Source organism: Leifsonia sp. GW821-FHT13C09 (assembly GCF_058806435.1).
Genome location: NZ_JBXAPS010000001.1, coordinates 1,208,161 through 1,231,377 on the forward strand (window position 1 = coordinate 1,208,161; position 23,217 = coordinate 1,231,377).

The window sequence follows — 23,217 nt, forward strand, 5'->3', positions numbered from 1 at the left end:
CAATGAAGGGCATCGTCGTTGTCACCGGCGCGACGGGCGATATCGGCAGGGCGACGCGCACCCGTCTCACCGCTGAGGGGTACCGCACAGTCGGAATCGACCTTGTGGGCGCTGAGTCAGCAGATAGCTTCACCGCTGACCTCAGCGACCCGCGTTCCGTTGGGAAGGTCTTCTCACGCATCGCGCACGAGAACGGCAATCTTTTCGGCCTGATCAACTGTGCCGGCGTCTACGAGGGGCTCGATCCGTCGACGACCACCCTCGCCGAATTCGATCGTGTGTGGCGAGGCAATGTCGTCACCGCGTGGTTATCGTCGCTGTCTTTCGCGGAATACGCCCAGGACGGTGCGCGCATCGTCAATCTCGCCTCGATCAGCGGTCAACACGGAAGTCACGATTTAGCCTACGGAACAGCCAAGGGCGGTGTCCTCGCTCTGACGAAGAGTCTGGCACTTCACCTCGCTCCTCGGATTCGTGTCAACGCCGTGGCTCCCGGGGTTGTCGAAGGTTCGATGGCGTCGCGCATCCCCGCCGGTCGCCTCGATGGTTACCGCTCATCCAGTCTCCTCGGGCGGCTGGGGCAACCGGAAGACATCGCATACGCGATCGCGTCGCTTCTCGGTCCCGCAGGCACATGGACCACCGGATCCGTCATCGATATCAACGGAGGAATCGCATGAATTCACACGAGCCGACCAGGGTGACCGCCCTCAGAGACGGTGGCGCTTGGCTCCCAAGGCCGCGCGACAATGACTTTGTCGAACGCTTCACGGAGATCGCCGAGCGCCACTACGCTCGTAGCCTTTCGAAGGAAGAACTGAAGGAGTGGCGATCGGATCAGCTTCGCACCGTTCTCGCCAAGGTGACGGAGCGCTCGCCCTTCTACGCGCGCCACTTCGCGGAGGTCGACATCGCCACGATCGGTCTCGACAACCTGTCGACGTTGCCTTTTACGACAAAACAGGATCTGCGCCGTGAAATGTTCGCCGTGCTCTCCGGCGATGTCTCGGAAGCAACGTTCTTCTACGAGACCACCGGAACGACAGGCCGAGCGACGCCGTGTCCGAGGGATGAGAAGGAGATCATCTCTAGCAACACCCATATCACTGAGTCCTGGCGCGCCATCTTCTCCAAGCACTTCGGTGACCGCCGCCCCGCCGTGGGACTCATGGGTCCCACTGAGGTTCACTCCTTCGGTGACACCCTCGGCGACGTCGCGAGGAACGTAGGATCGTGCAACGCGAAGATCTGGCCGTACTCACCTGTCATGGGGTTCAAGAAGGCGCTCGAGTTAATTCGCGACCTGCGGCTCGAGGTAGTCGTCGCCACTCCGGGCGTGTGTCTGAATCTCGCTCGAGCCGCGCGCTACTACGGTTTCGATATCAAACGCGACTTCTCGGTCGAACTCTTCTTTGTAACCGGCGAGATGTGCACCCCGGAATTGGCCGCAAACATCGACGCGATCTGGGGTGCGACGACCTACAACATTCTCTACGGATCGCAGGAGGCCTTCGTCATGGGGGTCGCATGCCCGTCAGGGACGATGCGACTCGCCGAGACCAATTACATCGTCGAAGTCATCGACCCGGAGACATCTGAAAGCTTGGGCGAGCGTGGGACGGGTGAGCTCTGCGTGACGATGCTCGCCGACGGGATCAAGCCGCTCGTGCGATACCGCACGGGTGACCTTGTCCGCATCACGAACGATGAGATGCACAAGGGTGACCTTCCTGGTCCGCGAATCGAAGTCATCGGGCGTGTGCTCGACCAGATCACGATCGGCGGGAGTCAGGTGCCGGCCGCTGCAATCGAAGGCGCCGTTCTCCACGGGGTCACTGACTGCTACGGATATCAAGTCGTCATCGACAACGACCCAGCGTCAGGGGCTGATGTCGTTACCGTTCGCGTCGAGCTGGCGGATTCTGCGGCGGATCACGTCTCATCGCAATCGCTCGCAATCGCGCGACGATTCGAAAGTGAGCTAGGAGTGCGCTGCCAGGTGGAAGTTCTCGATGAGCTCGACGCTGTGGTGAGTACAGGCGCGTTCGTCAGTTGGAAAGCGGCTCGTATCCTCGACCGCCGGAGCAAGCCCGGCCATGAGGAACTGGTCGCTCAGGAGCTCGCAAAAGGTCGCGGGATCACGACATGAGTAATCCGCACTTGCCCGTGGTTTCCGTTCCCCGACTATTGCCGAAGGCAGAGCGCGCAGCGAGTTGGCTCCAGGGGGTTATAGACACGCGCGGTCACGTTCGAATAGCTTCGCTCGGTCCAACAGGAACAAGCGCGCACGACGTCCTGAACGAGCTGGCCAGCCACCTCACCGCGGGCGATACCTCGCGCCTCCAATTCGAGCTCTGTTCTTCATTTGAAGCCGCTGTACACCGAGTCCTGGATGGCGCGGCTGAATACGCCCTCGTTCCGAGCGCCTACAACGACGTGACCGCGTTCCACTGGGATACGCTCCTTGAACTGGCCTGTATCTTCGTTCACCGAACTCCTGACTACGGTCTTGCTGTCCGGCCAGAGACATTGGACTCCCTGACCGACGGAGTTGTCGTTGCTGCAATGCCCGAGGTGCGGGGGATCTACAGTCAACTCGTGCCTGACCACCTCGCGCAGCAACGCCACGAATTCGCGATGGCCACATCTACGAGCAATGCTGCCTCGATCGTTCGCGAGGGCTCGGCGCATATCGCCGTATGCAACGAGCTCGGACGACAAGAGCATGACCTGGTCTGGGCGAGCCGGCGCGATGGGGCAGAGATCGTCTGGATGCTTTTCGAACGTCATCGGTAGGAGTTGCGATGTGACGGCACAATTCAGGCGGCGTGCTCCCCGGCGAAGGCGTGCAGCCCTTCGGGGGCGATCGCGAAGCGGACCTGCTGGCCGGGGGTCAGCGCGTCGGCCGCCTGCGAGAGCATCGTGACCGGGATGCGGAGGTCGCCGGCGACGATCTCGGCCCGCGCGAAGGGCCCGAAGAAGTCGAGCGCGCGCAGCACGCCCACCGCGGATCCCGCCGTGGAGGCCGCGTCGTCCGGCAGGATGCGCACCCGTTCGGCCATGACCAGCACGTCGACGCGGTCGCCTTCGCGGAGGTCGTTCTGCGCTGTCGTCAGCGACAGGCCGCCGATCTCCACCGTCGCGGCCGGCCCGGATCCGTGGACGACGCCGGTGCCTAGGGAGTGGCCGCCGAGGAACTGCGCCACGAACCGGTTGCCCGGCGTCCGGTACATCGCCTCGGGGGTGTCGTTCTGCTGGACGACACCGTGGTCGAGCATCATGACCTGGTCGCCGAGGTCCATGGCCTCTTCCTGGTCGTGGGTGACCATGATCGTGGTCAGCCCGGTCTCGCGGTGGATGCGCTTGAGCTCGCGCTGCATCTCACCGCGGATCTTCTTGTCGAGCGCCGACAGCGGCTCGTCCAGCAGCAGCAGGTCCGGGGAGGTCACCAGCGCCCGCGCCAGCGCGACCCGCTGCTGCTGGCCGCCGGAGAGCTGGGAGGGTGAGCGGCCGCCGAAGTCGCCCAGGCCGACCAGGCCGAGCATCTCCTCCGCCTTCCTCTTCGCCGCTGCCCGGGGGGTGCGGCGGGCGCGCAGCCCGTACATCACGTTCGCCAGCACGCTGAGGTGGGGGAACAGGGCGTAGTTCTGGAAGACGAACCCGATGTTCCGCTTCTCGACCGACAGCCGGGTCACATCGCGAGAGCCGACCCGGATGGAACCCTCGTCGGGGTCCTCCAAGCCGGCCACGATGCGCAGCAGGGTGGACTTGCCGGACCCGGAGGAGCCCAGCATGCAGCAGAACCGGCCGTCGCCGACGGTCAGGTCCAATGGGTGAAGGACGCGGGTGCCGTTGAACGTCTTGGACACACCGGTCACAGTGAGCTCGGCCATCAGTTTCCTTTGTTCGTTGAGGTCGTGAAGAGCTTGGCCGCGTTGCCGGACAGCCAGTTGAGGATGACCACCAGCAGCACCGTGGAGAGGATGATGATCGTCGCAAGCGCGTCCACATCCGGGGTCACCCCGAGGCGGACCATCGAATAGATCTGCACCGGCAGTGTGGAGACCCCGATGGGAGCGAGGAAGAGCTGGATCGCGAAGTTGTTGAACGTGATCACGAACGCCAGCAGTCCGCCCGCGATGATGGACGGTCCGATCAGGGGGATGGTGATCGTGAGGAACGTCCGCAGCGGGCCGGCGCCGAGGGAGTGTGCGGCCTCCGCGTAGTGAGGGTTCAGGTCGCGGAGGCGCCCCGAGACGATCAGCACCACGAACGGCAGCGAGGTCACGATCGAGGCGAGGATGAGCCCGAGCGTGCTCGACCCGAGGCCCAGCCAGCCGAACACCACGACGAACCCGGCGGCGAGGATCAGCGCCGGGACCGTGAGCAGGGCGAGCAGCAGGCTGTTGATCGGCGCCGTGACGTAGATCCGGCTGCGCGCCATCCCGAGGGAGAGGAGCGTGCCGACGATCACGGCCGCGACGGTCGCCTGCGTCGCCAGGTTGAGGCTGGTGAGCAGCGCGTCCACGAGGGCCTGGTCGTGCGAGAGATTGGCGTACCAGTCGAACGTGAAGTGGAACGGGAACGTGCCGTACCGGGACTGGTTCAGGCTGAGCGCGGTCATGGCCAGCAGCGGCAGCGCCAGGATCACCAGCACCACGTACAGCCAGATCTTCATCAGCCGGGGCAGGACGGCGGTCTTCATCGGAGGACTCCTTCCGTGGGTGCGGCGGCGACGGCTTCACGGGCGAGCACCCGCTCGGCCTTCGGGCGACCCGCCTTGGACACGCCCGACAGGGCGGAGCGCGACCACGACAGCAGGCCGGTCACGCCGCCGACGATCGCCAGCGACGTCACGAGCAGCACCAGCGACATCGCCACGGCGAACTGCTGGTGCACGCCCGCGGAGAGCTGCGCGGAGATGGTGTTGCCGAGCATCTGCCCGTTCGGACCGCCGAGGATCGCCGGCTCAGCGAAGGCGCCGACGGTCTGGACGAAGGTGAGGGCGAAGTTCACGCCGATCATCGCCGTCGACAATGGCCAGATCACCCGGGTGAACACGAACCCCTTCGACGCACCCAACGTGCGGGAGGCCTCCAGCACCGATCCGCTGATCTGCTCGGACGCCGAGTACATGACCAGGATCGCCGTCGGGATCGACTCCTGGATCAGCATCAGGATGTTCGCCGCCGGGGTGTACATGATCGACGCCTGCGGGTCCGCCAGCCCGATCGAGGACAGCAAGGACATCACCGGCCCGCCCGCCTGGATCAGGCTGACGAACCCGTAGATCAGCAGCAGCTGCGAGGTGATGTACGGGATGATGACGAACCCGAGGATCAGCGGCTTCACCTTGGGTCGCGTGTAGCGTGCCAACGCCCACGCCGCGGGCCAGGCCAGCGCGATGCTGACCACGGTCACGCAGAACGCGATCAGCAGCGTCCGGCCCAGCAGCGACAGGTACACCGGACTCGAGAACATCTCGGTGAAGTTCTCCACGGTGACGCCGCCCGAGCCGTTCGTGAACCCGATCACCAGCAGTGCGACCAGCGGAAGCAGGGCGAACAGGACCAGCAGGAGGCCGCCGGGCGTGAGCAGGAAGCCCGTGCCCAGGGCTCCCCTGGCCCGCCGCCGGGGACGGCGGGCCAGGGACAGCGGAGCGGTGGTCATCAGGAGCCGGCTTTCACCTGCGTCCAGGCGTCGACCCACGACTGGAGCCGGTCCGCGGGCTGCGGGAGCTGCAGCGCGAGGCTCGAGATCTTGTCGGGGTTCGCCTGGAGGCGGTCCAGCGTGGCCGGTTCGAGCGACGCGACGACCGACTTGTTGGCCGGGGCCGGCGAGGAGTCGGCCGGAGTGTTCGCCCACTTCGTGAGGAAGTCCTTGCCGGTCATGTAGTTCAGCCACTTGTAGGCGAGGTCGAGGTGCTGGGTCTTGGCCGCGATCGCCCAGTTGTCGATCCAGCCGACCGCGCCCTCCTTGGTGACCTCGTACCGGAAGTTCGCCGTCCCCGGCGCCTTGCCTGCGACCAGGCCGCCGATGCCGTCGGAGTTCGCGATGCCCGCCACGATGGCGCCGCTGGCGATGCCCTTGGCGAGGTCGTCGGTGGACGAGTAGAGCAGCTTGGCGTTGTCCTTCAGCTTCTGCAGCGCCGGCGTGACCTTGGCCATGTCGGGGTTCTGCGGGTCCTCACCGAGGTAGAGGGCCGTGATCGGGACGAGCACGGTCGCGTCGTCGATGAGCGCGATCTGACCCTTGTACTTCGGGTCCCAGAGCACGCTGAGCGAGTCGGGGGTCGGCGTCACCTTGCTGCCGTCGAAGAACAGGCCAGTGCTTCCCCAGGTCCACGGCACGCCGTACAGCTTGCCGTCCTTGCGGATCTCCTTGCGACCGGAGAAATCCGGGTAGAAGTCGTTGTAGTTCGTCAGCTTGGAGGTGTCCAGCTCGTGGAAGATGCCCTGGTCGATGCCCTGGCCGATGTACTGGATGTTCGGCAGCGCGACGTCGATCCCGCCGTTGGCCTTGTTCACCAGCTGCAGCTGGTTCGACTCGGAGTCGATGTACTGGAACTTGAGGGTGGCTCCGGTCTCCTTCTTGAAGTCGGTGGCGACCCAGGGCAGGTCGGCGCCGTAGCCCTTCCAGATGGCGACGGTCAGGGTGTTGCTGTCGCTTCCCGAGGCGCTCGGCGACAGCGAGCACGAGGTCAGGGCGACAGCTGCGGCGACGGCTGCTCCGAGGGCGATCGTCGTCCGTCGCGCGATGGAGCGGCGCCGTTGCCCTTTGGTGCTGCGTGAGTTGTTCACGTCATTCTCTCCTTGTTGATTGGTGCTGCAGGAATCCACTCCTGGCGGGTGGAGGTGGTGCGGTCCGTGATGGTGCGGTCCGGGTCAGAGGATGCCGGCGGTGGCGTCCTCCAGATAGGTGCGCGCCGCGATGAGCTGCCCGACAGGGTCGGCGGCGGCGTCGAGCTCGAGCAGGATGCCGCCCTCGTAGCCGATCGCGGCGAGGGCCGCAGCGAACGCGGGCCAGTCGATGATGCCCTGGCCGGCCGCGCGGAAGTAGGGACGGTGCCGCTCCCAGATGTGCTCGTCCACGAGCACGTCCTCCCGGAACGCGCCGGCCGCGTCCTTCCAGTGCGCGATGACGACGCGCTCGCGGTGGCGGGTGATCAGCTGGACCGGGTCTCCCCCGCCGAGCACGATGTGGCCGGCGTCCGGACAGAACGCGACGAGGAACGGGTCGGTCAGCAGCAGGAACAGGTCGACGTCACGCGGCGTCCAGAAGACCGAGTGGCTCTCGGTGTGCAGTGCGAGCGTGACGCCGTGGCGCTTGGCGATCGCGCCGACCTCGTTGGCGATGTCCGCGATCGGCGCCGCGGTCGCGAGGTCGACCGGAGCGAGGCCGTCGCCCTCCGCGTTGTTGCGGCGCATCGGGAGTCCTGCGACCAGGAAGGAGGCGCCGATGCCGGCGAGGAAGGCGGCCTCCGTCTCGGCGGCGGCGAGGATGGCGGCGCGCGTGGCAGGGTCGGTCACGTCCTCCGCGTGCTCGATGTCCGCGAAGTAGGCGCTGACCACCGAGAGCCCGCGGCGCTCCAGCTCGGCGGCGAAGGCCTCCGCCGAGCCGTAGGCGGCGATCGCGGTGAGGCGGTCGGCAGGCGGGAAGGTCATCTCGAGCTCGGCGACGCCGGCCTCCTGGAGGGCGTCGAGGATGGTGTCCCAAACGCGGCGCGGTTCGGCGGCGGCGAGGGCTTCCAGTTCCTCGCGGCCGGTGAGGCCCCAGAAGCCCGGGTCGAAGAAGGTGATCAGGTCCACGCCGAAGGCGCGGGTGGTTGTGGGTGCGGCGGTGGTGGCGGTCATGCGATCGCGGTCTCCTCGAGGGATGCCGAGCGCCAGGTCTCCGTGGACGGGGCGGGGCGCTCGCAGCTGGTGGTCAGGGTTTGGACGCCGTCGGTGCCGTTCGCGATCGCGTCGAGCACCTCCAGCACGTGCAGGGCGAAGTCGGCGCTGGTGCGGTGCGGCTCGCCGGTCAGCGCGGCGGCGAGGTCGGCGACGCCGGGGCCGCGCAGCGGAAGCAGCTCCTCTAGGAGACCGCTCGTGAAGCCCTCGATGACGGGAGGCAGCTCGCGCCACTCGTCCTCGCCGTGCAGGCGGACGCGCACCGCGTCGTCGTAGTTGTTCGGGTCGGGGACGCTGAGCGTGCCCTTCGACCCGTACAGCTCGATGAACGGGAGGTTGTGGTCCCAGACGTCGAAGCTGGCGAGCACCGTGCCGATGGCGCCGGACGCGAAGTCGAGCGTCGCCGAGGCGTGCGTCGGGATGGTGACGTCGATGGACTCCACCCGGCGGCCGGGGGTGGAGACCGGGCGGATGGTGCTGCCGATCCGGGCGCGGGCGGAGACGCTCTCGACCGGCCCCAGCAGGTTGACCAGCGCCGCGATGTAGTACGGGCCCATGTCGAGGGCGGGGCCGCCGCCGGGGATGAAGAGGAAGGTGGGGTCCGGGTGCCAGAGCTCGGCCTTGCTGTGGGTGACGAACGCGCTCGCGCCGATCACCTCGCCGATGAGCCCCTCGTCCACCGCGGCCCGCGCGGTCTGCCCTGCCGAGCCGAGGAAGGTGTCGGGCGCCGACCCGAACAGCACACCGCGCTCGCGGGCCTCCGCGACCAGCGGGGCGGCCGTGGCGAAGGAGGCCGTGAGCGGCTTCTCTGTGAAGACGTGCTTGCCGGTCGCGATGAGCGCGCGGGTCACGCTCTCGTGCGCCAGCGGCGGGGTGAGGTTGACGAGAATGTCGACGCCCTCCGCCGCTGCCAGCTCCGCCACGCTCGCGAAGACCGGGACGCCGTAACGCTCCCCCGCCGCCTGCGCGAGCTCCTGGCTCAAGTCGGTGCAGCCGACGATGCGGAGGCCGTCGAAGCGCTCCAGCCCGCGGAAGTACGCGCCCGAGATGTTGCCGCAGCCGACGATGCCGACTCCGATCCGGTCTTTCTGAACAGTCACGCTGGCCCTTCTTCTTCGAAGCTCTCGGCGGGGGAAGCAGGTTTGCTTGCCGCCGTTGAACGGGAACGTTAGCAATTATGCGCGGTAATAGCAAAACTATTTTTTCTCGCGTATGATCAGGCACTGGCACGAAGGGGTAGACCACAGATGGATCATTCGGAGATGCGGCAGCGCAATGCCGCCAGCACGCTCGGCATCCTGTACCGCACCAGCCCGGCGAAGATGACCGAGCTGCAGCAGGAGTCCGGGCTGTCGCGGCGGACCATCGAGCTGATCCTCGACGACCTGATGGAGTCCGGCTGGGTCGTGGAGCTGGCCGCGGCCTCCCCCGACGCCCGACCGGTCGGCCGCCCGGCGCGCTCGTTCGCGTTCCGTTACGACGCGGCGTGCGTGGTCGCGCTGCAGTTGGAGGCCGGCCAGATCCACGCGACCGTCGCAGACCTGGCGACGACGATCCTCGGCGACCTCCGCATGCCGCTGCCGATCAAGACCTCCCGGGCCGAGCGACTGAGCCTGCTGGACGACTGCGTGACGCGCGTCCTGGAAGAGGCGGGCGTCGACCGCTCGGCCGTCGTCGCCGTCACCGTCTCCACACCCGGCATCGTGCGCGACGACGGGATAGTCGACCTGCCGATGACCATGCCGGAATGGACCGGCTTCTCACTGCGCGACGCGGTCGGCGAGCTGTTCGACTGCCCGGTTCGCGTCGAGAACGACGCCAAGGTAGCCGCGCTCGGCGAGAAGTGGTCGCGCGACGGCGAGGTGCAGGACTTCGCCTACATCTTCTCGGACAGCGAGCGCATCGGTATCGGTCTGGTGCTCCGCAACGAGCTGTACCGCGGCCGGGACGGTGCCGCCGGTGAGGTGAGCTGGGCGCGCGACTTGGGGCTTCACGACCTGGTCAGCCCGTTGCTGGTCGACCTGGACGACGAGCTCGCTCCGGGCCATGCGGCGACCTGGGAACTGGTCACCGCCGCCCGCGCCGGCGAGCCGCACGCCGTCGCGGAGGTCGATCGCCTCGCGAGCGCGCTCAGCACCGGCGTGACCCTGATCGCGTGGCTGCTGGCGCCGGAGGAGATCATTCTCGGCGGCTCGCTCGGCACCCTGCAGGACCTGCTCATCCCTGCCCTCGAGCGCACGCTCGCCCGGAACGACCGCCCGATCGAGACGCGCCTGCGCGGCTCGCAGTACGGCCACGCGAGCGTCCTCACCGGCGCGCTGCGCATGTGCATCGAATCCCTGGCCGACCAGCTCTTCACCCCCACCGGAGTGGCCACCATCGGCCGAGCCCGCATCCCCCTCGCGCCCCCCGAGGAGGCCGCCAGCTAGCCCCGCTCGCGCGCCCGCGCCCGCGCCCGCAGGATCCTCGGGCCCGGCACGCGCTCGAACTCCTGCCGAACGCAGTCCGGCAGGACATTCCAACGCGTCTTCCTTCAGGAGACGACGTACTCCAACGCGACCGCCGCCTCCAGGGTCGCGGTGGCCGCATCCGACGACACGCTCCAGGCAGACTGCGCCGTGCACCGCAAGGAGTCGTTCCTGGACGTTCCACGCCCGCCCGCGTGGCCGCGCATGTCCCGCAAACGGGGGGTCTACCGTGAGCCCATGGCGATCAGAATCGAACTGCGGACGGCGGACTGCCCCGTCTGCGGAAAGCGTATGAACGGCACGGTGAAGATGCTCGGCAATCCGGGCCAGGTCGGCTTCCGGACGGCGCCGCAGGACGTGCACTGCGTGTCGGGCTGCGAGCGGGCGCTCGGCGACAACCGGGAACGGATGCTGGGGGTCTTTCAGGAGTAGGGATCGAGCGCGCGTCACCGTCGGAGAGCGTTCCACCGCGACGTCATCACAGAAGCGACGGACAGCCACGACAGGATCCCTACGAAGGACAGCGCGGAACCGATGGAGAGCACGGACGCGAAGGAACCGATCGACCCGATCGACAGCGCCGAGCCCACACTGCCGATCGACAGCACCGAGTTCTTCGACCCGATCGACAGGACGGACCCGCTCGAGCGGATCGACAAGACCGCGGGTTCGCCATGACCAACCACCCCTCACAGGATCAGCGAGCGCAAGGATACGCCCCCTCGCCTGTTGCGGACGACCGATCAACGACTATGCTCCGGCCGGGGAGAGCCGGGGTCCAAGAGGGGGTGACCCACGTGACGGATTTCTTTGTGATGAGGTCGGGGGAAACGGCGGCTCCACTGCCGCCGGGCCCGGTTCTGTGTGCCGGGACGGCAGACATGCGCCGCATCCACCGGTTCTTCCTCTGGGCGTATCAGGAGGCGCCCGGGCTGGTGCGTTCAGCGAAAACCGGTGACACCGACCGCGCTGCCGAGGTCGGTGAAGTCCTCTCCGCCTTCGACAACGGGCTCCGCGTGCATCACGAGGGCGAGGATCTGCTCATGTACCCGAAACTGGCCGAGCGGGCGCCGGCGTGCGCGTTGCATGTCGGGCAGATGCTGGGGCAGCACAAGCAGGTCGCGCAGATGCTCGACGCGATCGAACCTGTCCGCTCCCGCTGGATAGCAACAGCGGACGCCGACACCAGCAGTGAACTCGTCCGACAGTACGAAGACCTCTCGGAGGTCCTGCAAACGCACCTACGGCGGGAGGTCACCGAGGTGATGCCGGCTGTCGACCGTGTCCTCACCGACACGGAGCTCACCGAAGTCGGCCAGCACGGAATCGACACCATCGACCGGAAACTCCTGCTGAGCTACCTCGGTCTCATCCTGGCATCGAACCCCGCCGAAGACCGGAAGGAACTGTTCAAGGAGATGCCTGCACCGGTGCGTGTGATGTACCGCGTCGTCGGACGGCGGATGTACCGGCGGCAGTACGCGAGGCTGTTCCCCGGGCGGGCGGTGCCGGCGACGTTGTAGAGGGGGGCGAGGGCTGGTCGACCGCGCGGAGTTGTCGTGTCGTTCTCCACGCCCGTCGCCAGGCTGCGCCCCACCCGCTCCCCCAGGCGCCGTGCCTCGCAGAGCGAGACACGGCGCCTGGGGCCCCTCGCGGGCGGGGACCCCATTAGGCAGCGCGAGTTCTGAAAAAGCCGGAGGGGCACGTGGTCGCTTTGCGACCTTCGTGCCCCTCCGGCTTTTTCAGAACGTCGGGCTGACAGGATTTGAACCTGCGACCCCTTGACCCCCAGTCAGACAGAGGCCATATCGCGTAGTCCATACGGTGCGCTGTGGTCCGGATTTCCGCCACCGGCGCGGCCTCTTCGTGCGGTCGGGTCCAACCCGTGATGAGCAGTCCGCTCACACAATCGTGCACACAAACGAATTGGCATACGCGACCACGCGCAAAAGAGGCCTTCGAGGTGACTGGCACCTCGAAGGCCCTTCCGCTTTGATCGGCGTCTTACCGCCCCGCGCGCAGGAGCTCCGACGCGGCCTCTGCCGCCTGACGGTTTGCATCTCGAAGCAGATGGCCGTAGAGGTCCGACGTAACTGAGATCGTGCTGTGGCCCAGTCGCTTGCTGATGACGGCGAGGGGCACTCCTGCCGCGATGAGCAACGACGCATGCAGGTGACGCAGGTCGTGGAAGCGGATTCGCTCAAGGCCGGCCGCGGCGACGATTGCATGAAACGCGTCCGTGACGAACCGCGGGCGCAGGTCCAATCCGTTCTCGTAGGTGAACACGCGCCCAGATTCGATGTAGGCCGCGCCCCAGGTGTCCCGCTCGATCTCCTGGCGAAGCTTCCACCCGATCAAGGCGCCGATCGCGTCATCCGAGAGGGACACCACGCGGTCCTGACCCGCATCCGTCTTGATCGGACCCTCGACTGCCCCGCCCTTCATTTGCGTGAGCTGCACGCGCGCCCGGAGCTCGCGCTGATCGAGGTCGACGTCCGACCAACGAAGGCCGCAGATCTCACCGCGGCGCAGGCCGGTATGGATCTCGAGCTCGAACAACGCGCCCAGTCGATGCTCCCCCGCTTTCAGCAGGAAGGCATTTGCAAGCGCCGGCTCCCAAATGGTGATGCGGGTCCTCTTCACCGCGGGCAGCGATACTTTCGACGCCGCGTTGAAGTCCACCAGATCGAGTGTCTCGGCAGCGCTCAACGCACTTGAGAGGGTGGCATGGATGCGGCGTACGGTCGTCGCACCTCGGCCCCCCTTCTCGAGGTCGCGGATAAACTTGTCGACCTGCGCGCGTCGCAGCTCGGCGAGGCGCACGCGTCCGAGCGCAGGCACGATGTCGTTCGCCACGTAACTGCGATAGGTGACCACCGTCGAGGGCCTGAGCTTTCCGTCGATGCGGTCAAGCCAGGACGTCAGGTACTCGCCGAGCGTGACCGTCTGGTGGCCCTTGTACCGGCCGGCGGCGACCTCGGTCACCTTCTCGGCGCGCGCCTTCTGCGCGGCCGCCTTCGTGGCGAATCCCGTCGCGCGCGGCTGGATTCGCTTCCCGGTGACCGGGTCGACGCCGCCCGAGACCGCGTAGCCCCACGAGCCGTGCTTCGGATCGCTCAGTAGCTTCGGGCAGGCGTGCGCCTTCGCGTCCGCAGATGCGCGGTCAGGCAGGGGTCGATACTGCTTGCCGCTCGCGTCTCGGCATCCGCAGCGACGGTAAATGTCTCCACTCATTGGTCGTTCCTCCTGGCAATCTTGCGACCCGTGCGCCGCGCTGGACGGCGCACGGGTCGAACTTCTCGGTTCACACGCCCACGAGGAACGAGGCGGTGGGTACAGCTAGGGCGCCTGCGAGCGCGACCAACTCCGTCAAGGATGCCGGTCGGCGGCCGTAGAAGACGTCCCGGGCCCTTCTGACGCTGATTCCGGCGACCTGGGCGAAGAACGACGTTCCTAGGCGCTCCGCGCCGAGTTCGTAGCGGATGTTCCTCGCGACCGTCGCGGCGGGACTCCGCTTAGCCGATCCCTCGACTGATCGGAGCAGGAGCGGACGGCTTGCCATCGCCCCCATCAGGCCACCGCGCAAAGCGATGCGAACGACATCTGCGGGAACGCCACGACGACGCGCGCGACCAGCTCGAGCGAGGGGCTGATCTCGCTGCTTAATGCCGCGGCGAGCTTCGACGGTTCCCCTCCGATCGTCTCGGCCAGAAGCTCCGCACTCTCGGACTCGGCCAGCCTTTTCAGCTCGTCGACCGCTTCCGGCCGGAGCACGAGACTGGGCGCCGTCGCGCTCATGCGTTCACCTCCGTCGGCTTCGCAGCGAGCAGAAGCTCCACCGTGTCCATTTGGAGGTGAGGCGCGAGGGCGCAGAGTTCGTTGAGCTTGATCGGCGTCTCGCCGGTAAACCGGCGATAGACCGAAGACATGCTGAGCCCGAGGACGCTCGCCACGGAGGCAGCGGTTCGCCCGTGTCGGCCGACCTCAGCTCTCACGGCCGCGCCGATCTTCTCCCGAGCGGTGGGGTTGATTGTCATACTGTTCATGTCCGAGTGATCCTTTCGTGTTGTTCGGACGATGCCCTCGGCTCGCTGTGAACGGGCCGGGGGCTCCCTTTCTTCTAGGGTCTGGTGGGTTTCTGGTCCTCGCTGAGCGGGAGCTCGCCCGGCTTCCCCGCTATGCCCGCGCCGAGATACCCCGCATCGCGAGCCTGTTTCAGCCAACGGCGCACCGTCGCGGCGGGCTTGGGATAGCCAGGCGTCCCATACTGCTCGGCCATCCAAGCTGTGGGCCTGTGCGGCGCAACGTCCAGAGCGCGGCGGTAGGCGCGCGCGATCTCCCTGAGGAATTCATCTCCCTTACCTCGGGGCTTCCGCCCGACGGCCGGGAGAGACTCGATAAGCTCGCGAGCCTGACCGAAGTGGGCCTCTGCTCGCTTGACGAACGTGATGAGCTCCGGAATCCGAATCTGGCGGAGGGCACGAGCCGTCAGTTCGCGCGTCCCAAAACTGAAGTTTCCGATCTCGCCGATGATGAGGCCCGTGCAAATCAGCCGGCCATCGTCGGCTTTACCCAGCGCCACGAATACGGGTGGGATTCCTGGGTCATCGGGGAAGTCAGGACCGAGCCCCATCCATGAGAGCTCTCCGATCCATTGCTGCAAGCGAAGCGATTCGTCGGAGCCCACGGGGAAAGCGCCGATCGGGTGCCATTCCGCTTCGAGGGGTTCGTCCTTCGTCATGACGGTGACTCTACCAATGTATCTACCAGTGCACAACTAGCTCATTTACTGGGCACCCAACTCCGGCTAGCCCAGGTTCCGCGCACTCAACCCAGCGCCCCACACCTTGTCGTCCAATGAAGTGACACGAGAGGGAGGTGCACAAATGAGCGACCTGATCACAAAGCTCACTGCATCCAAGCAATTGCCACCGCCGCGCCTCGCACGCGAGATCCGAGTAGCTGCGGGAGCTTCACAAGCACAAGTCGCCGCGGAGCTTGGCGTAGCTACGAACACGGTCTCCAGATGGGAAACCGGCAGCCGCCGGCCCAGCGGCGACGCACGAGTGGCCTACGCCCGCCTGCTTGACCAATTGCGAGAGGTGGCAGGCGCATGACAACCGTCGAGGACATCCGGGGCCGCGCAACCATCGCTGTTCCCGAGGCCGCCGAGCTGCTCGGCATCAGCCGCAGCCAGGGATATGCCGCAGCACGATCCGGCGACTTGCCTACGCTCTCGCTCGGCCGGCGCCTCGTGGTTCCCGTGAAGCGTCTACTCGTCCTCCTCGGAGAGGTGACCGAGACCGTCGCGGACATCGAGGGCGAGGACAGCTAAGCGTGGGCGCGCAACTGGTCGGAAAAGCGTTCGCATTCGGAATGGCTCACTCCCTCACGGGAAACGAGTTCCGACTGCTCGCGTTCATGGCGCACACCGCGCTCGACACCGATCAGCCGCCCCGCTACTACGGCTCCCGCGAGCGCTCAGCCTACGGCCTCGGCTTCGCCCTTCCCGAGCACGACGACACCCCGGAGGCCGCCAAGGCGCGGCGGTCCGCATTCGAGGTCGTGAGACGCGCTACGGCCGCGCTGGTTGAGGCGGGCGCCATCACCAGGGTTCGGAGCGGTCGCGCAGGCCAACGAGCCGAGTTCACAATCCTCGCCGGATTCGGGCTCGACCAGCTAGCAAGCAGCCCCAACAAGTCGTCGGGCCTGCGATCTGAGCAGCCCCAATGAAACGTTGCGCCACCAATCCAACGAAACGTCGGGCCGCCTGGCACAACCAGACGTTGCAATTTGCCCCAACCGATCGTCGGGCCCAAGGAACCACCTCAGGAACCACTTCAAGAACTAGCCACCACGAACAGATCACCAACCCTGGCACGTCACCTGCACCTGTGGATTACCCGAACTAGGAGTGAGAATGACCATCCACGAACCCGACACCGGCGCCCGCTGCTCCGAGCACGTCGGCGAAGCCTTCCCGCCCCGTTGCACCGATTGCGATGTGGCCGCCCGTGAAGCAGTCACCACCTGCACCCCGAACCTCGAGCGGCGCGTCCGCTCCAACGATCCCGACACGAGCTGGGACGCCGCCACCATCGCCACGCCCGACGCGAACGAGGTACGCCGCAAGGTCCTCTCGATCATCGCCGCCCGCGGACCCGTCAGCGACGAGCAGATCTTCGCCATGTACCGCGCAGGCGGCGGCACACGCACCGCCCAACGCGTCCGCACCGCGCGCGCCGAGCTCTCCCGCCCCATCACCGGCGAACCCCCCATCCGCGAACACGACCGCGACGGAATCTCCTCCACGGGCGCCGCTGCGCGACGGTGGGTGATCGCATGAGCACCCCGGCCAGGTACACCCTGATCGCCACCGATCTCGTCGACCAGATCCTTGAGCAAGTCACGACGGCGAGCGACCTGATCACCATCGTCCACGCACGGACGTCTGTGCCGGCCGAGCGTGAGCTTCTGATTCTGGCCCTCGCGTCGATCTCCGCATCCCTCATCGAAAGACTCCCAGGGGGCCGCGAACTCTTCGCCGAAGTCGTCAGCCAGTGCAAAGCCGAAGTCTCCGTCGACGACTTCCGAGACGAAATCGAAGCCACTCTCGGAAGCGAGCTCCCCCAGTGAGCGACATGTGGGAGCGAGCACGAGTCATCTACGAGATCGTCCTCGAAGCCGTCGGCGGCAACTTCCCCCAAGACGCCGTCGACCGCGCACTCGCATGGAAGAACAGCCTCCCCAACCCGGACCTCGAAGTCGAACTCCTACTCGGAGGACTAGGCGCGGTCGCAGCGAACATCCTCACCGACTCAGTCGGAGTCGACGAAGCCCGCGCCCGCCTCCAAACCCGCATCACCGTCAACAACGTCCAAGAGATCTTCGACGGCATCGGCCCGTCCGACCCTGTGGAGAGCGATTCGTGAGGGCGATGCGGAACGTTCCAGGCCAAACGCGCGCGGGCGAACATTCGACCCCTTACGCGCGCGTACGCGCGGGCCAACCTGCGGTGCGAGTCCCCGATGCGCGGCGCGTAGCGCTCACACGCGACTCACACAGCCCCGGGAGCCCAATGATTGCAAGGGCTCTGGGCTGGCCCTCTGATACCGAATCAGATCAGGTGTCGAGCGCGTCGGCCTCACCGAACGTAACCACCAGTGGTTCCATGGCGAGATACCGCTGCGGTTCAGCGGCCCAAAGCGCTCCGCGCTTGATAAGGTCCGCCGACGGCTTCCCTACCTTCACGTTCGCTCCGGACGCCGCACCATCGTTTATTGCCGTGACAAAGCCATTCAGCTCTGTCGAAAGTCGGCCAGCGCCCGCGTCATTGATCGCACGGGCGAACGCAGACACCGACACGGCGCTCAAGAACGGGCCCGGTGCCAAACGGCCGCCCTCAAGGCGATCACTGAACGCGACGTCCAAAACGGTCGACTGGAATCTTGTAAAGAACTCCATGCGGTCATCACGTGCACGGCGCGCCCGTTCGTACTCAGTCGACCTTTCAGCCGACTGGAGGGCGATCCGAGCTGTCACGTGGGATCGATATGCGATGTACGCGGCGGCGAAACCCACGGCGACCGTGGCGAGTAAGGCCAACACGGTCATCGCAAGCTGGAGCCATTCAAACGGCGAGGGGGTCTTGTCGGCGAGCGTCGCAGCAATGCGCGACAGCTCGCATGCGACCGTCGGCGTCGAATTGCAGTCCACGAGCGCGAGCCTAGCGGAGGTGACAACGCGTGCCTCGCACATGGTTCAGGGTCCGGCCTGACGGCTCGATCGTGGCCCCGCCGGAGGTGTGGGGCCACATCGCACGGAAGGCGACGGAGAAGGCCCGCTATGACCGGGATAACGGACACACGGTGAGTGTGCAGCTTGAGTTCATCCAGGCCGTGTTCGAAGCGCAACGGGTCATGGTCGACCGCCGCGGCACGACATGTCCGCATGCGGAAGCGCCGATCACACCACCCGCCAAGCTGGAGTTGACCGCGAGAGAAGCGGCCGAACGGATGGGTTGCTCCGAGCGGCACATTCGCCGGCTTTGCTCGGACGGAAAGATCCAGTCCCGCAGGGTTGGGCGGGACTGGATCATCCAAGCGGACGACATAGACCGACAGACCCCAAGGAGACCCGAATGACCACCAAGTACATCCGCAACGAGGACGGCGGAGTTCACTCCGTCACCGACGAGCACTTTGAGAACGTTCTCCACGAGAAGAGCGAGACCGGCCGCCGCTACCTGAAGCACGGTTGGACCGAGATCACCGAGGCGGAGGCTCGTAAGGCGCACCCGCAGATGTTCGGCCAGCCAGACCCGCAGATCACCTACACGGTCGAGGAAGCCGCTCAGGCCCTCGACCGCAAGCGTGCGCTGGACGAGCTCTTCGAGCCGAATGTGGGTGCCTGAGATGGGGTCCGCACGGCACGATACGACCCTGGAGACTCCCGAGTCGATCATCGCTGAGGCCGACCGGCAGGTCGAGGAGGCTGAGGGCCTCGCCGCTGACCTGGAGGCTGGCGCCCGCGACGGCGGCGACGTCACCCAGGAGCAGCTCGAAGAAGCGCAGAAGCGTGCCGGATGGGCCCGCATCATGCGAGACGCCGCGACTAAGAAGGCGGCGAAGCGCGCCGAGGAGCTCCGCGCGGAGGGATACCGAAACCTCCTCGCGAACTACCTCGACCGGGCGCGGAAGGACGTAACGGCCGAGGTGGAGGCCGAACTCGAGAAGGCTCGACCGCACATCCTCGCGGCCCTTGAGCTTCTCCGTGACCGCAACCGCGCCGTCTGGGCGATCGCCGAGTACGCGTCCCACGACGCGAACTACATTGACCCCGACGACGAGCTTTGGTCGGTCACGGTGCCAGGTGCGCCCGGCGCATCTTCCTTCACGCTCAACGGTGAGGAGCACCTGTTCATCCCGGCGACCGAGGTCGCGAAGCAGCTTCTCGCCCCGCTCTACAAGACGCTGCACGCCCAGTCCGGCGGCGTCGCTGCCGACTGGCTGAGCGAGGTGCGGTGATATGAGCATCATTCGCAGCAACGTAGACAACTACGGCATCGGCACCTCCCGAGTCGCCGACCTCTCAGGCCGCGTCGTCACGCACAAGCAGCTCACGGACTCGAAGTTCTATGACCTGGTGAAGCCCGAACTCCTCACGGGGCAGGTCGACGTCATCAGCAGTGCACTCGACAAGGTCCGCACGCCAGACGGCCGCGAGCTCAGCTTCGATGATCCGGCGGCCGCTGTGGAACTGGCGAAGTCGCAGATGCGGTGGATCGGCGCCCAACCGTCAGCACCCGTTGAGATCTTCGACACCCTCGGCCTGGACTGGGTGAACATCCAGGCCCGCCACGCGACACAGAGCTGAGGAGAGGCCTAATGCCTGCCACGCCCACCACCGAAGGCTCGATCGTCGCGTACCTGCGACTGAACGACGACGACTGGAACGCGACCCTCGACCGCGCCGAGGCGCGCGCCCGCGAGCTGGGCCGCGTGGACCCGGACATCAAGGTCCACGCGGACACCGCGGACGCGATGGCGAAGCTGGAGGCTGTCCGTGCAGCGGAGTCGTCGCTCGGCGGCGGCAGCACCTCCGTTTCGTCGGACAAGGCGGCGAGCAACCTCGCGGCAGCGCAGACGCGCCTCGCGGCGGCCGAGCGTGCCGCAGCGAACGCCGCGTCGTCGCAGTACCTCGCGGAGCTGCGGCTCGCGGACGTGCAGGACAAGCGCGGGCGCACGGATCTCCAGCTCGCCACCGCCGAAGAGGCTGTCGCACGGGCGACGCGCAACGCGGAAGCCGCGGAGCTCAAGCAGATCGTCGCGTCGACCGCGCTCAAGGACGCCGAGCAGGCTGCCGCGCGCGCAGCACTGGAGAACGCCGCCGCGCAGGAGGTTGAGGCTGCGGCGACCGACACCGGGGCCAAGGCGTCCAGCAACGCCGCCGGCTCAATGATGCAGAACACGCAAGCGCAGACGTACGCCATCATCGGTGCGACTGCCCTCATCGGGCCGCTGGTGGCGGCGGTGGTCGGCCTCGGTGGCGCGTTCGTCGCGGAAGGTGCGGCCGGTGTTCTGGCTTTCGAAGGTATCAAGAAGGAGATGGCAACTGGCACGGCCACCGGCGAGCAGTACCGCGCCGGTGTAGCCGAGCTCAAGGGCGACCTGGAAACCCTCGAGTCGACCGCGGCGAAGGGCATCCTCGACGGCTTCGATAACGCCGTCTCGACCGCCAACTCGGCCATGCCGCAGCTCAACGCGTTCGTGGGCGAGTTCGCCGGCATGCTCGGCCAGTCTGGAGACAACCTCCTCAGCGGCACTCTGAGTAGCGTCGAATCGCTCGAACCGCTCTTCCGTGAGGGCGCAGGCATTCTGCAGCAGTGGACAGCCGAGTTCGCCTCCTGGGCGGCTGCCGGCGGCCTCAATGACTTCGTCTCGTACGCGGAGGCGAACCTTCCCCGAGTCGCTGTCACGCTCGAGACGTTGACCAAGGACGCCGTCGAACTCGGGAAGGAGCTCGCTCCACTCGGCACCGACATCATGGACATCGTCAACGCAGCGGACAAACTCAGCAAATTGGTGCAATGGGTGGAGGGGCTCGCGAAGTCCGTCCCGGTCCTCGGCTCCGGTCTTGAGTGGGTCGGCAAGATCGTTGGCGACGTCCTCAACCCGATCCAGGGCCTCGAGGACGCCATCGCACCGCTGCAGCCTCAGATCGACCAGTTGACGGGCGCCACGAACAACCAGAAGGGCGCGCAGGACTCCGCCAACCAGGCGTTGGCGGTGGCTGACGCGACCACGAAGAAGCTCGCGGATGCGCAGAACGCCGCGAAGACAGCGACCGACCAGTTCGCGCAGGCGCTCGCCGGCCTCGGCAACGTCAACCTGTCAGCCACTCAGGCCAGCGTCTCCTGGAACCAGTCGATCGCGGATGCCTCGGCCGCCCTGCAGAAGAACGGCGCGACCCTCGACCAGAACACGCAGAAGGGTCGCGACAACACCACCGCGCTCGACAACATGGCGCAGTCCGCAGTCGCGCTGATCTCGGCCCAGGCGAAAGCGGGAACGGCCACGGGAGACCTCACCGCGAACATGCAGGCGGCCCGCGAATCGTTCATCCAGACGGCGGAGAAGATGGGCGACACCGAGGCACAGGCGAACGCGCTCGCCGATCAGTACGGGCTCATCCCGAAGAACGTCACGACCCAGGTCCACGCCTCTGGGCTCGACACTGCTCAGGCTCAGGTACTCGCCTTCCAATCGCAACTCGACCGCTTCGTCGGCACGTACACGGCCCACATCGTCGTAACCACCCAGAACGGCGGGACCGCCGGTGGCGCGACCAAGATGTTCTCGACTGGTGGCGAGGTGTCCCAGTATCGAGCTGCCGGCGGCGCGATCGACGCGGCGTACCTCGCGGGCGGCGGGAATCCGTTCCAGCCTCGCGGCACGGACACCGTCCCGGCAATGCTCACGCCCGGCGAGTTCGTCGTGAAGCAGAAGTCCGCGAGCTACGACCCGGGGTTCATGAAGGCGTATAACGACAACCCGGCAAGCGCACTCGCGGCCAAACAACGCCAGGGCGGCGGGGATCGACCTATCTACATGGACGGCACCCTCTTCGGCGTCCTCCGGGAGATGGCGAACGGTGAAGCTCGGATCGTGGTCAACCAGGCAAACGCACGACAGAAGGCCGCCCTGGGCGGCGGTCTTCAGGAGGTCGCGAGCTGATGGCCGCGTTCACGCAGGGCCAGCAGGCCCGGGATCTATTCGAACGAGGCTTCGGCTGCAACGCGATCGCCCGCGAGCTCGGCGTCTCCCCGGCGACGATCTCGAGGTGGGCGAAGGACGCTCGCGTGAGCTTCGACCGGTCGCAGACCGCGGCCGCGAACGAGGCGCACAAGATTGACATCGCGGCCGGCCGTATCCGGTTGGCGGAGAAGATGCTTGCCGCGGCCGAGTCGATGCTGGACCGGATCGATGAGCCGTACTTGGTGTACAACTTCGGCGGCACGGACAACACCTACGAAGAGCGCCTATTGGACCAGGCGCCGGTCGAGGTGCGCCGCAACATCATCACCGCGGCGGGGATCACGTTCGACAAGCTGACCCGGATTGTGGAGAACTCGGGATCTGGAGCCGAAGACGCGGCGAGCATGCTCGCCCAGCTCGGCCGGGCGCTCGGGATCGGACAGGGGACCAGCGAATGAGCGAACCGGCTGATGGCGGCTACGTCGAGGGCATCCACTCTGTGGATAATCCAGGGCGAGCTAGTGCCAGGTCCAAGGTCCCTGAATCGCAGCGGCGATAGTCATTCCAATAGCAGTCATCAAGAGGCCCCATGCCGCGAGCCTGGTGCCCCGAGTTGCCAGCCGTCCGACGGAGTCTTGCACCTCGGCGCGAAGCTCGTCACCCTGCTCCTTGATCGAATCCTGCAGCTCGCGCGTCGCCGCGCCTTGCGCTACTCCATGTGCCTCAAGCTCGACGAGCCGAGCATGTGTCTCAGCGACTCGTTTCTCTATCCACTCCAGACGCTCGTCGTCGGGCGACGTCGGGCCGAGCGGTACCCACGGATCTCGAATTGTGCCGCTCGAATAGCCGATCAACGAGTCCGTGGGGGGCGGAACAGCGCTCACCTCGACATCTGGCTTCTGCGGCGCAAACGAACGCCACGCCCGGAGTCCCGTCTGCTTGATGAACCGACCTAGTGTGACCGCCCACTGGAGCATCCACTTTTCGCCGGGCGCGAGGTAGGCCCTCTGGTTGTCCGCGACGCCCCAGAGCGCGAAGCCGACGCCAGCAAGTTGCAGCAGCAAAGCGCCCCACCACAGGACCGTCAGCCACATGGTGTGA

31 protein-coding genes are annotated in these 23,217 nt (G+C 66.5%); 19 read left to right on the plus strand and 12 right to left on the minus strand.

Features of this window, described 5'->3' with window-relative positions:
• The first annotated feature begins 2 nt into the window (after positions 1–2).
• From AC1ROW_RS05865 to AC1ROW_RS05875, 3 genes are read left to right on the plus strand one after another with little or no spacing between them, the layout of a single operon-like run.
• Positions 3–680 carry an SDR family NAD(P)-dependent oxidoreductase gene (locus AC1ROW_RS05865; protein WP_493017900.1) on the plus strand — a complete coding sequence of 226 codons (678 nt, stop codon included), beginning with the start codon at positions 3–5 and terminating at the stop codon, positions 678–680.
• Positions 677–2,149, plus strand: coding sequence for a phenylacetate--CoA ligase family protein (locus AC1ROW_RS05870; RefSeq protein ID WP_493017901.1), 1,473 nt, complete (start codon positions 677–679; stop codon positions 2,147–2,149). The genes AC1ROW_RS05865 and AC1ROW_RS05870 overlap by 4 nt, the downstream gene beginning before the upstream one ends.
• The gene (locus AC1ROW_RS05875; RefSeq protein ID WP_493017902.1) at positions 2,146–2,796 is read left to right on the plus strand and encodes a type 2 periplasmic-binding domain-containing protein; all 651 of its coding nucleotides are present in this window, start codon (positions 2,146–2,148) and stop codon (positions 2,794–2,796) included. Before AC1ROW_RS05870 ends, AC1ROW_RS05875 begins: the two co-directional genes overlap by 4 nt.
• 23 nt (positions 2,797–2,819) lie before the next feature.
• On the opposite strand, the gene AC1ROW_RS05880 is transcribed toward AC1ROW_RS05875, so the two are convergent.
• The 6 genes from AC1ROW_RS05880 to AC1ROW_RS05905 form a co-directional block, all read right to left on the minus strand.
• Positions 2,820–3,893 (minus strand): ABC transporter ATP-binding protein, encoded by a 1,074-nt coding sequence (locus AC1ROW_RS05880; RefSeq protein ID WP_493017903.1) that lies wholly within the window; start codon positions 3,891–3,893, stop codon positions 2,820–2,822.
• Entirely contained in the window at positions 3,893–4,705 is an 813-nt protein-coding gene (locus tag AC1ROW_RS05885) for an ABC transporter permease (protein WP_493017904.1), read from the minus strand. Before AC1ROW_RS05885 ends, AC1ROW_RS05880 begins: the two co-directional genes overlap by 1 nt.
• Positions 4,702–5,670 (minus strand): ABC transporter permease, encoded by a 969-nt coding sequence (locus AC1ROW_RS05890; protein WP_493017905.1) that lies wholly within the window; start codon positions 5,668–5,670, stop codon positions 4,702–4,704. Before AC1ROW_RS05890 ends, AC1ROW_RS05885 begins: the two co-directional genes overlap by 4 nt.
• Positions 5,670–6,800 (minus strand): ABC transporter substrate-binding protein, encoded by a 1,131-nt coding sequence (locus tag AC1ROW_RS05895; RefSeq protein WP_493017906.1) that lies wholly within the window; start codon positions 6,798–6,800, stop codon positions 5,670–5,672. Before AC1ROW_RS05895 ends, AC1ROW_RS05890 begins: the two co-directional genes overlap by 1 nt.
• An 84-nt stretch (positions 6,801–6,884) precedes the next feature.
• Entirely contained in the window at positions 6,885–7,853 is a 969-nt protein-coding gene (locus tag AC1ROW_RS05900) for a sugar phosphate isomerase/epimerase family protein (RefSeq protein WP_493017907.1), read from the minus strand.
• Positions 7,850–8,992, minus strand: a complete 1,143-nt coding sequence (locus AC1ROW_RS05905) for a Gfo/Idh/MocA family protein (protein ID WP_493017908.1) — start codon at positions 8,990–8,992, stop codon at positions 7,850–7,852. The genes AC1ROW_RS05900 and AC1ROW_RS05905 overlap by 4 nt, the downstream gene beginning before the upstream one ends.
• Positions 8,993–9,154: 162 nt before the next feature.
• On the opposite strand from AC1ROW_RS05905, the gene AC1ROW_RS05910 reads away from it, so the two are divergent.
• The 4 genes from AC1ROW_RS05910 to AC1ROW_RS05925 all read left to right on the plus strand — a co-directional run bounded on the left by AC1ROW_RS05910 (position 9,155) and on the right by AC1ROW_RS05925 (position 11,883).
• Positions 9,155–10,321: an ROK family protein gene (locus tag AC1ROW_RS05910; RefSeq protein ID WP_493017909.1), complete on the plus strand. Its 1,167-nt coding sequence runs from the start codon at positions 9,155–9,157 to the stop codon at positions 10,319–10,321.
• 276 nt (positions 10,322–10,597) lie between these two features.
• Positions 10,598–10,792 (plus strand): hypothetical protein, encoded by a 195-nt coding sequence (locus AC1ROW_RS05915; protein WP_493017910.1) that lies wholly within the window; start codon positions 10,598–10,600, stop codon positions 10,790–10,792.
• A 102-nt stretch (positions 10,793–10,894) separates the two neighbouring features.
• The gene (locus tag AC1ROW_RS05920) at positions 10,895–11,038 is read left to right on the plus strand and encodes a hypothetical protein (protein WP_493017911.1); all 144 of its coding nucleotides are present in this window, start codon (positions 10,895–10,897) and stop codon (positions 11,036–11,038) included.
• Between the two features lie 110 nt (positions 11,039–11,148).
• The gene (locus AC1ROW_RS05925) at positions 11,149–11,883 is read left to right on the plus strand and encodes a hemerythrin domain-containing protein (protein ID WP_493017912.1); all 735 of its coding nucleotides are present in this window, start codon (positions 11,149–11,151) and stop codon (positions 11,881–11,883) included.
• 481 nt (positions 11,884–12,364) lie between these two features.
• Here AC1ROW_RS05925 and AC1ROW_RS05930 read toward each other — a convergent pair whose 3' ends face one another.
• From AC1ROW_RS05930 to AC1ROW_RS05945, 4 genes are all read right to left on the minus strand, one after another.
• Complete coding sequence (locus AC1ROW_RS05930) at positions 12,365–13,594, minus strand: site-specific integrase (RefSeq protein WP_493017913.1); 1,230 nt, start codon at positions 13,592–13,594, stop codon at positions 12,365–12,367.
• Positions 13,595–13,930: 336 nt separating this feature from the next.
• The gene (locus AC1ROW_RS05935; RefSeq protein ID WP_493017914.1) at positions 13,931–14,158 is read right to left on the minus strand and encodes a hypothetical protein; all 228 of its coding nucleotides are present in this window, start codon (positions 14,156–14,158) and stop codon (positions 13,931–13,933) included.
• On the minus strand, positions 14,155–14,406 hold the full coding sequence (locus tag AC1ROW_RS05940) for a helix-turn-helix domain-containing protein (RefSeq protein ID WP_493017915.1): 252 nt from the start codon (positions 14,404–14,406) through the stop codon (positions 14,155–14,157). Before AC1ROW_RS05940 ends, AC1ROW_RS05935 begins: the two co-directional genes overlap by 4 nt.
• Positions 14,407–14,480: 74 nt before the next feature.
• Positions 14,481–15,101 carry a hypothetical protein gene (locus tag AC1ROW_RS05945; protein ID WP_493017916.1) on the minus strand — a complete coding sequence of 207 codons (621 nt, stop codon included), beginning with the start codon at positions 15,099–15,101 and terminating at the stop codon, positions 14,481–14,483.
• A gap of 145 nt (positions 15,102–15,246) precedes the next feature.
• Here AC1ROW_RS05945 and AC1ROW_RS05950 point away from each other — a divergent pair, with 145 nt between their 5' ends.
• The 6 genes from AC1ROW_RS05950 to AC1ROW_RS05975 all read left to right on the plus strand — a co-directional run bounded on the left by AC1ROW_RS05950 (position 15,247) and on the right by AC1ROW_RS05975 (position 17,292).
• A complete protein-coding gene (locus AC1ROW_RS05950) occupies positions 15,247–15,477 on the plus strand; it encodes a helix-turn-helix domain-containing protein (protein WP_493017917.1) in 231 nt (76 codons plus the stop codon).
• The gene (locus AC1ROW_RS05955) at positions 15,474–15,695 is read left to right on the plus strand and encodes a helix-turn-helix domain-containing protein (RefSeq protein WP_493017918.1); all 222 of its coding nucleotides are present in this window, start codon (positions 15,474–15,476) and stop codon (positions 15,693–15,695) included. Before AC1ROW_RS05950 ends, AC1ROW_RS05955 begins: the two co-directional genes overlap by 4 nt.
• A 2-nt stretch (positions 15,696–15,697) precedes the next feature.
• Entirely contained in the window at positions 15,698–16,093 is a 396-nt protein-coding gene (locus AC1ROW_RS05960) for a hypothetical protein (protein ID WP_493017919.1), read from the plus strand.
• A gap of 187 nt (positions 16,094–16,280) precedes the next feature.
• On the plus strand, positions 16,281–16,706 hold the full coding sequence (locus AC1ROW_RS05965) for a hypothetical protein (protein ID WP_493017920.1): 426 nt from the start codon (positions 16,281–16,283) through the stop codon (positions 16,704–16,706).
• Positions 16,703–16,996: a hypothetical protein gene (locus tag AC1ROW_RS05970; protein ID WP_493017921.1), complete on the plus strand. Its 294-nt coding sequence runs from the start codon at positions 16,703–16,705 to the stop codon at positions 16,994–16,996. Before AC1ROW_RS05965 ends, AC1ROW_RS05970 begins: the two co-directional genes overlap by 4 nt.
• Complete coding sequence (locus AC1ROW_RS05975; protein WP_493017922.1) at positions 16,993–17,292, plus strand: hypothetical protein; 300 nt, start codon at positions 16,993–16,995, stop codon at positions 17,290–17,292. The genes AC1ROW_RS05970 and AC1ROW_RS05975 overlap by 4 nt, the downstream gene beginning before the upstream one ends.
• A 190-nt stretch (positions 17,293–17,482) precedes the next feature.
• Here AC1ROW_RS05975 and AC1ROW_RS05980 read toward each other — a convergent pair whose 3' ends face one another.
• Positions 17,483–18,076: a hypothetical protein gene (locus AC1ROW_RS05980; RefSeq protein WP_493017923.1), complete on the minus strand. Its 594-nt coding sequence runs from the start codon at positions 18,074–18,076 to the stop codon at positions 17,483–17,485.
• Between the two features lie 71 nt (positions 18,077–18,147).
• Between AC1ROW_RS05980 and AC1ROW_RS05985 the strand changes: the two genes are divergently transcribed.
• From AC1ROW_RS05985 to AC1ROW_RS06010, 6 genes are read left to right on the plus strand one after another with little or no spacing between them, the layout of a single operon-like run.
• Positions 18,148–18,504, plus strand: a complete 357-nt coding sequence (locus AC1ROW_RS05985) for a helix-turn-helix domain-containing protein (RefSeq protein WP_493017924.1) — start codon at positions 18,148–18,150, stop codon at positions 18,502–18,504.
• Positions 18,501–18,773: a hypothetical protein gene (locus AC1ROW_RS05990; RefSeq protein WP_493017925.1), complete on the plus strand. Its 273-nt coding sequence runs from the start codon at positions 18,501–18,503 to the stop codon at positions 18,771–18,773. The genes AC1ROW_RS05985 and AC1ROW_RS05990 overlap by 4 nt, the downstream gene beginning before the upstream one ends.
• A gap of 1 nt (position 18,774) precedes the next feature.
• Positions 18,775–19,386: a hypothetical protein gene (locus AC1ROW_RS05995; protein ID WP_493017926.1), complete on the plus strand. Its 612-nt coding sequence runs from the start codon at positions 18,775–18,777 to the stop codon at positions 19,384–19,386.
• Between the two features lies 1 nt (position 19,387).
• Positions 19,388–19,735: a hypothetical protein gene (locus AC1ROW_RS06000; protein ID WP_493017927.1), complete on the plus strand. Its 348-nt coding sequence runs from the start codon at positions 19,388–19,390 to the stop codon at positions 19,733–19,735.
• A gap of 11 nt (positions 19,736–19,746) precedes the next feature.
• The gene (locus AC1ROW_RS06005) at positions 19,747–22,095 is read left to right on the plus strand and encodes a hypothetical protein (protein ID WP_493017928.1); all 2,349 of its coding nucleotides are present in this window, start codon (positions 19,747–19,749) and stop codon (positions 22,093–22,095) included.
• Positions 22,095–22,574: a terminase gpP N-terminus-related DNA-binding protein gene (locus AC1ROW_RS06010; RefSeq protein ID WP_493017929.1), complete on the plus strand. Its 480-nt coding sequence runs from the start codon at positions 22,095–22,097 to the stop codon at positions 22,572–22,574. The genes AC1ROW_RS06005 and AC1ROW_RS06010 overlap by 1 nt, the downstream gene beginning before the upstream one ends.
• A gap of 60 nt (positions 22,575–22,634) precedes the next feature.
• Here AC1ROW_RS06010 and AC1ROW_RS06015 read toward each other — a convergent pair whose 3' ends face one another.
• Positions 22,635–23,210, minus strand: a complete 576-nt coding sequence (locus AC1ROW_RS06015; RefSeq protein ID WP_493017930.1) for a hypothetical protein — start codon at positions 23,208–23,210, stop codon at positions 22,635–22,637.
• Between the last annotated feature and the right edge of the window lie 7 nt (positions 23,211–23,217).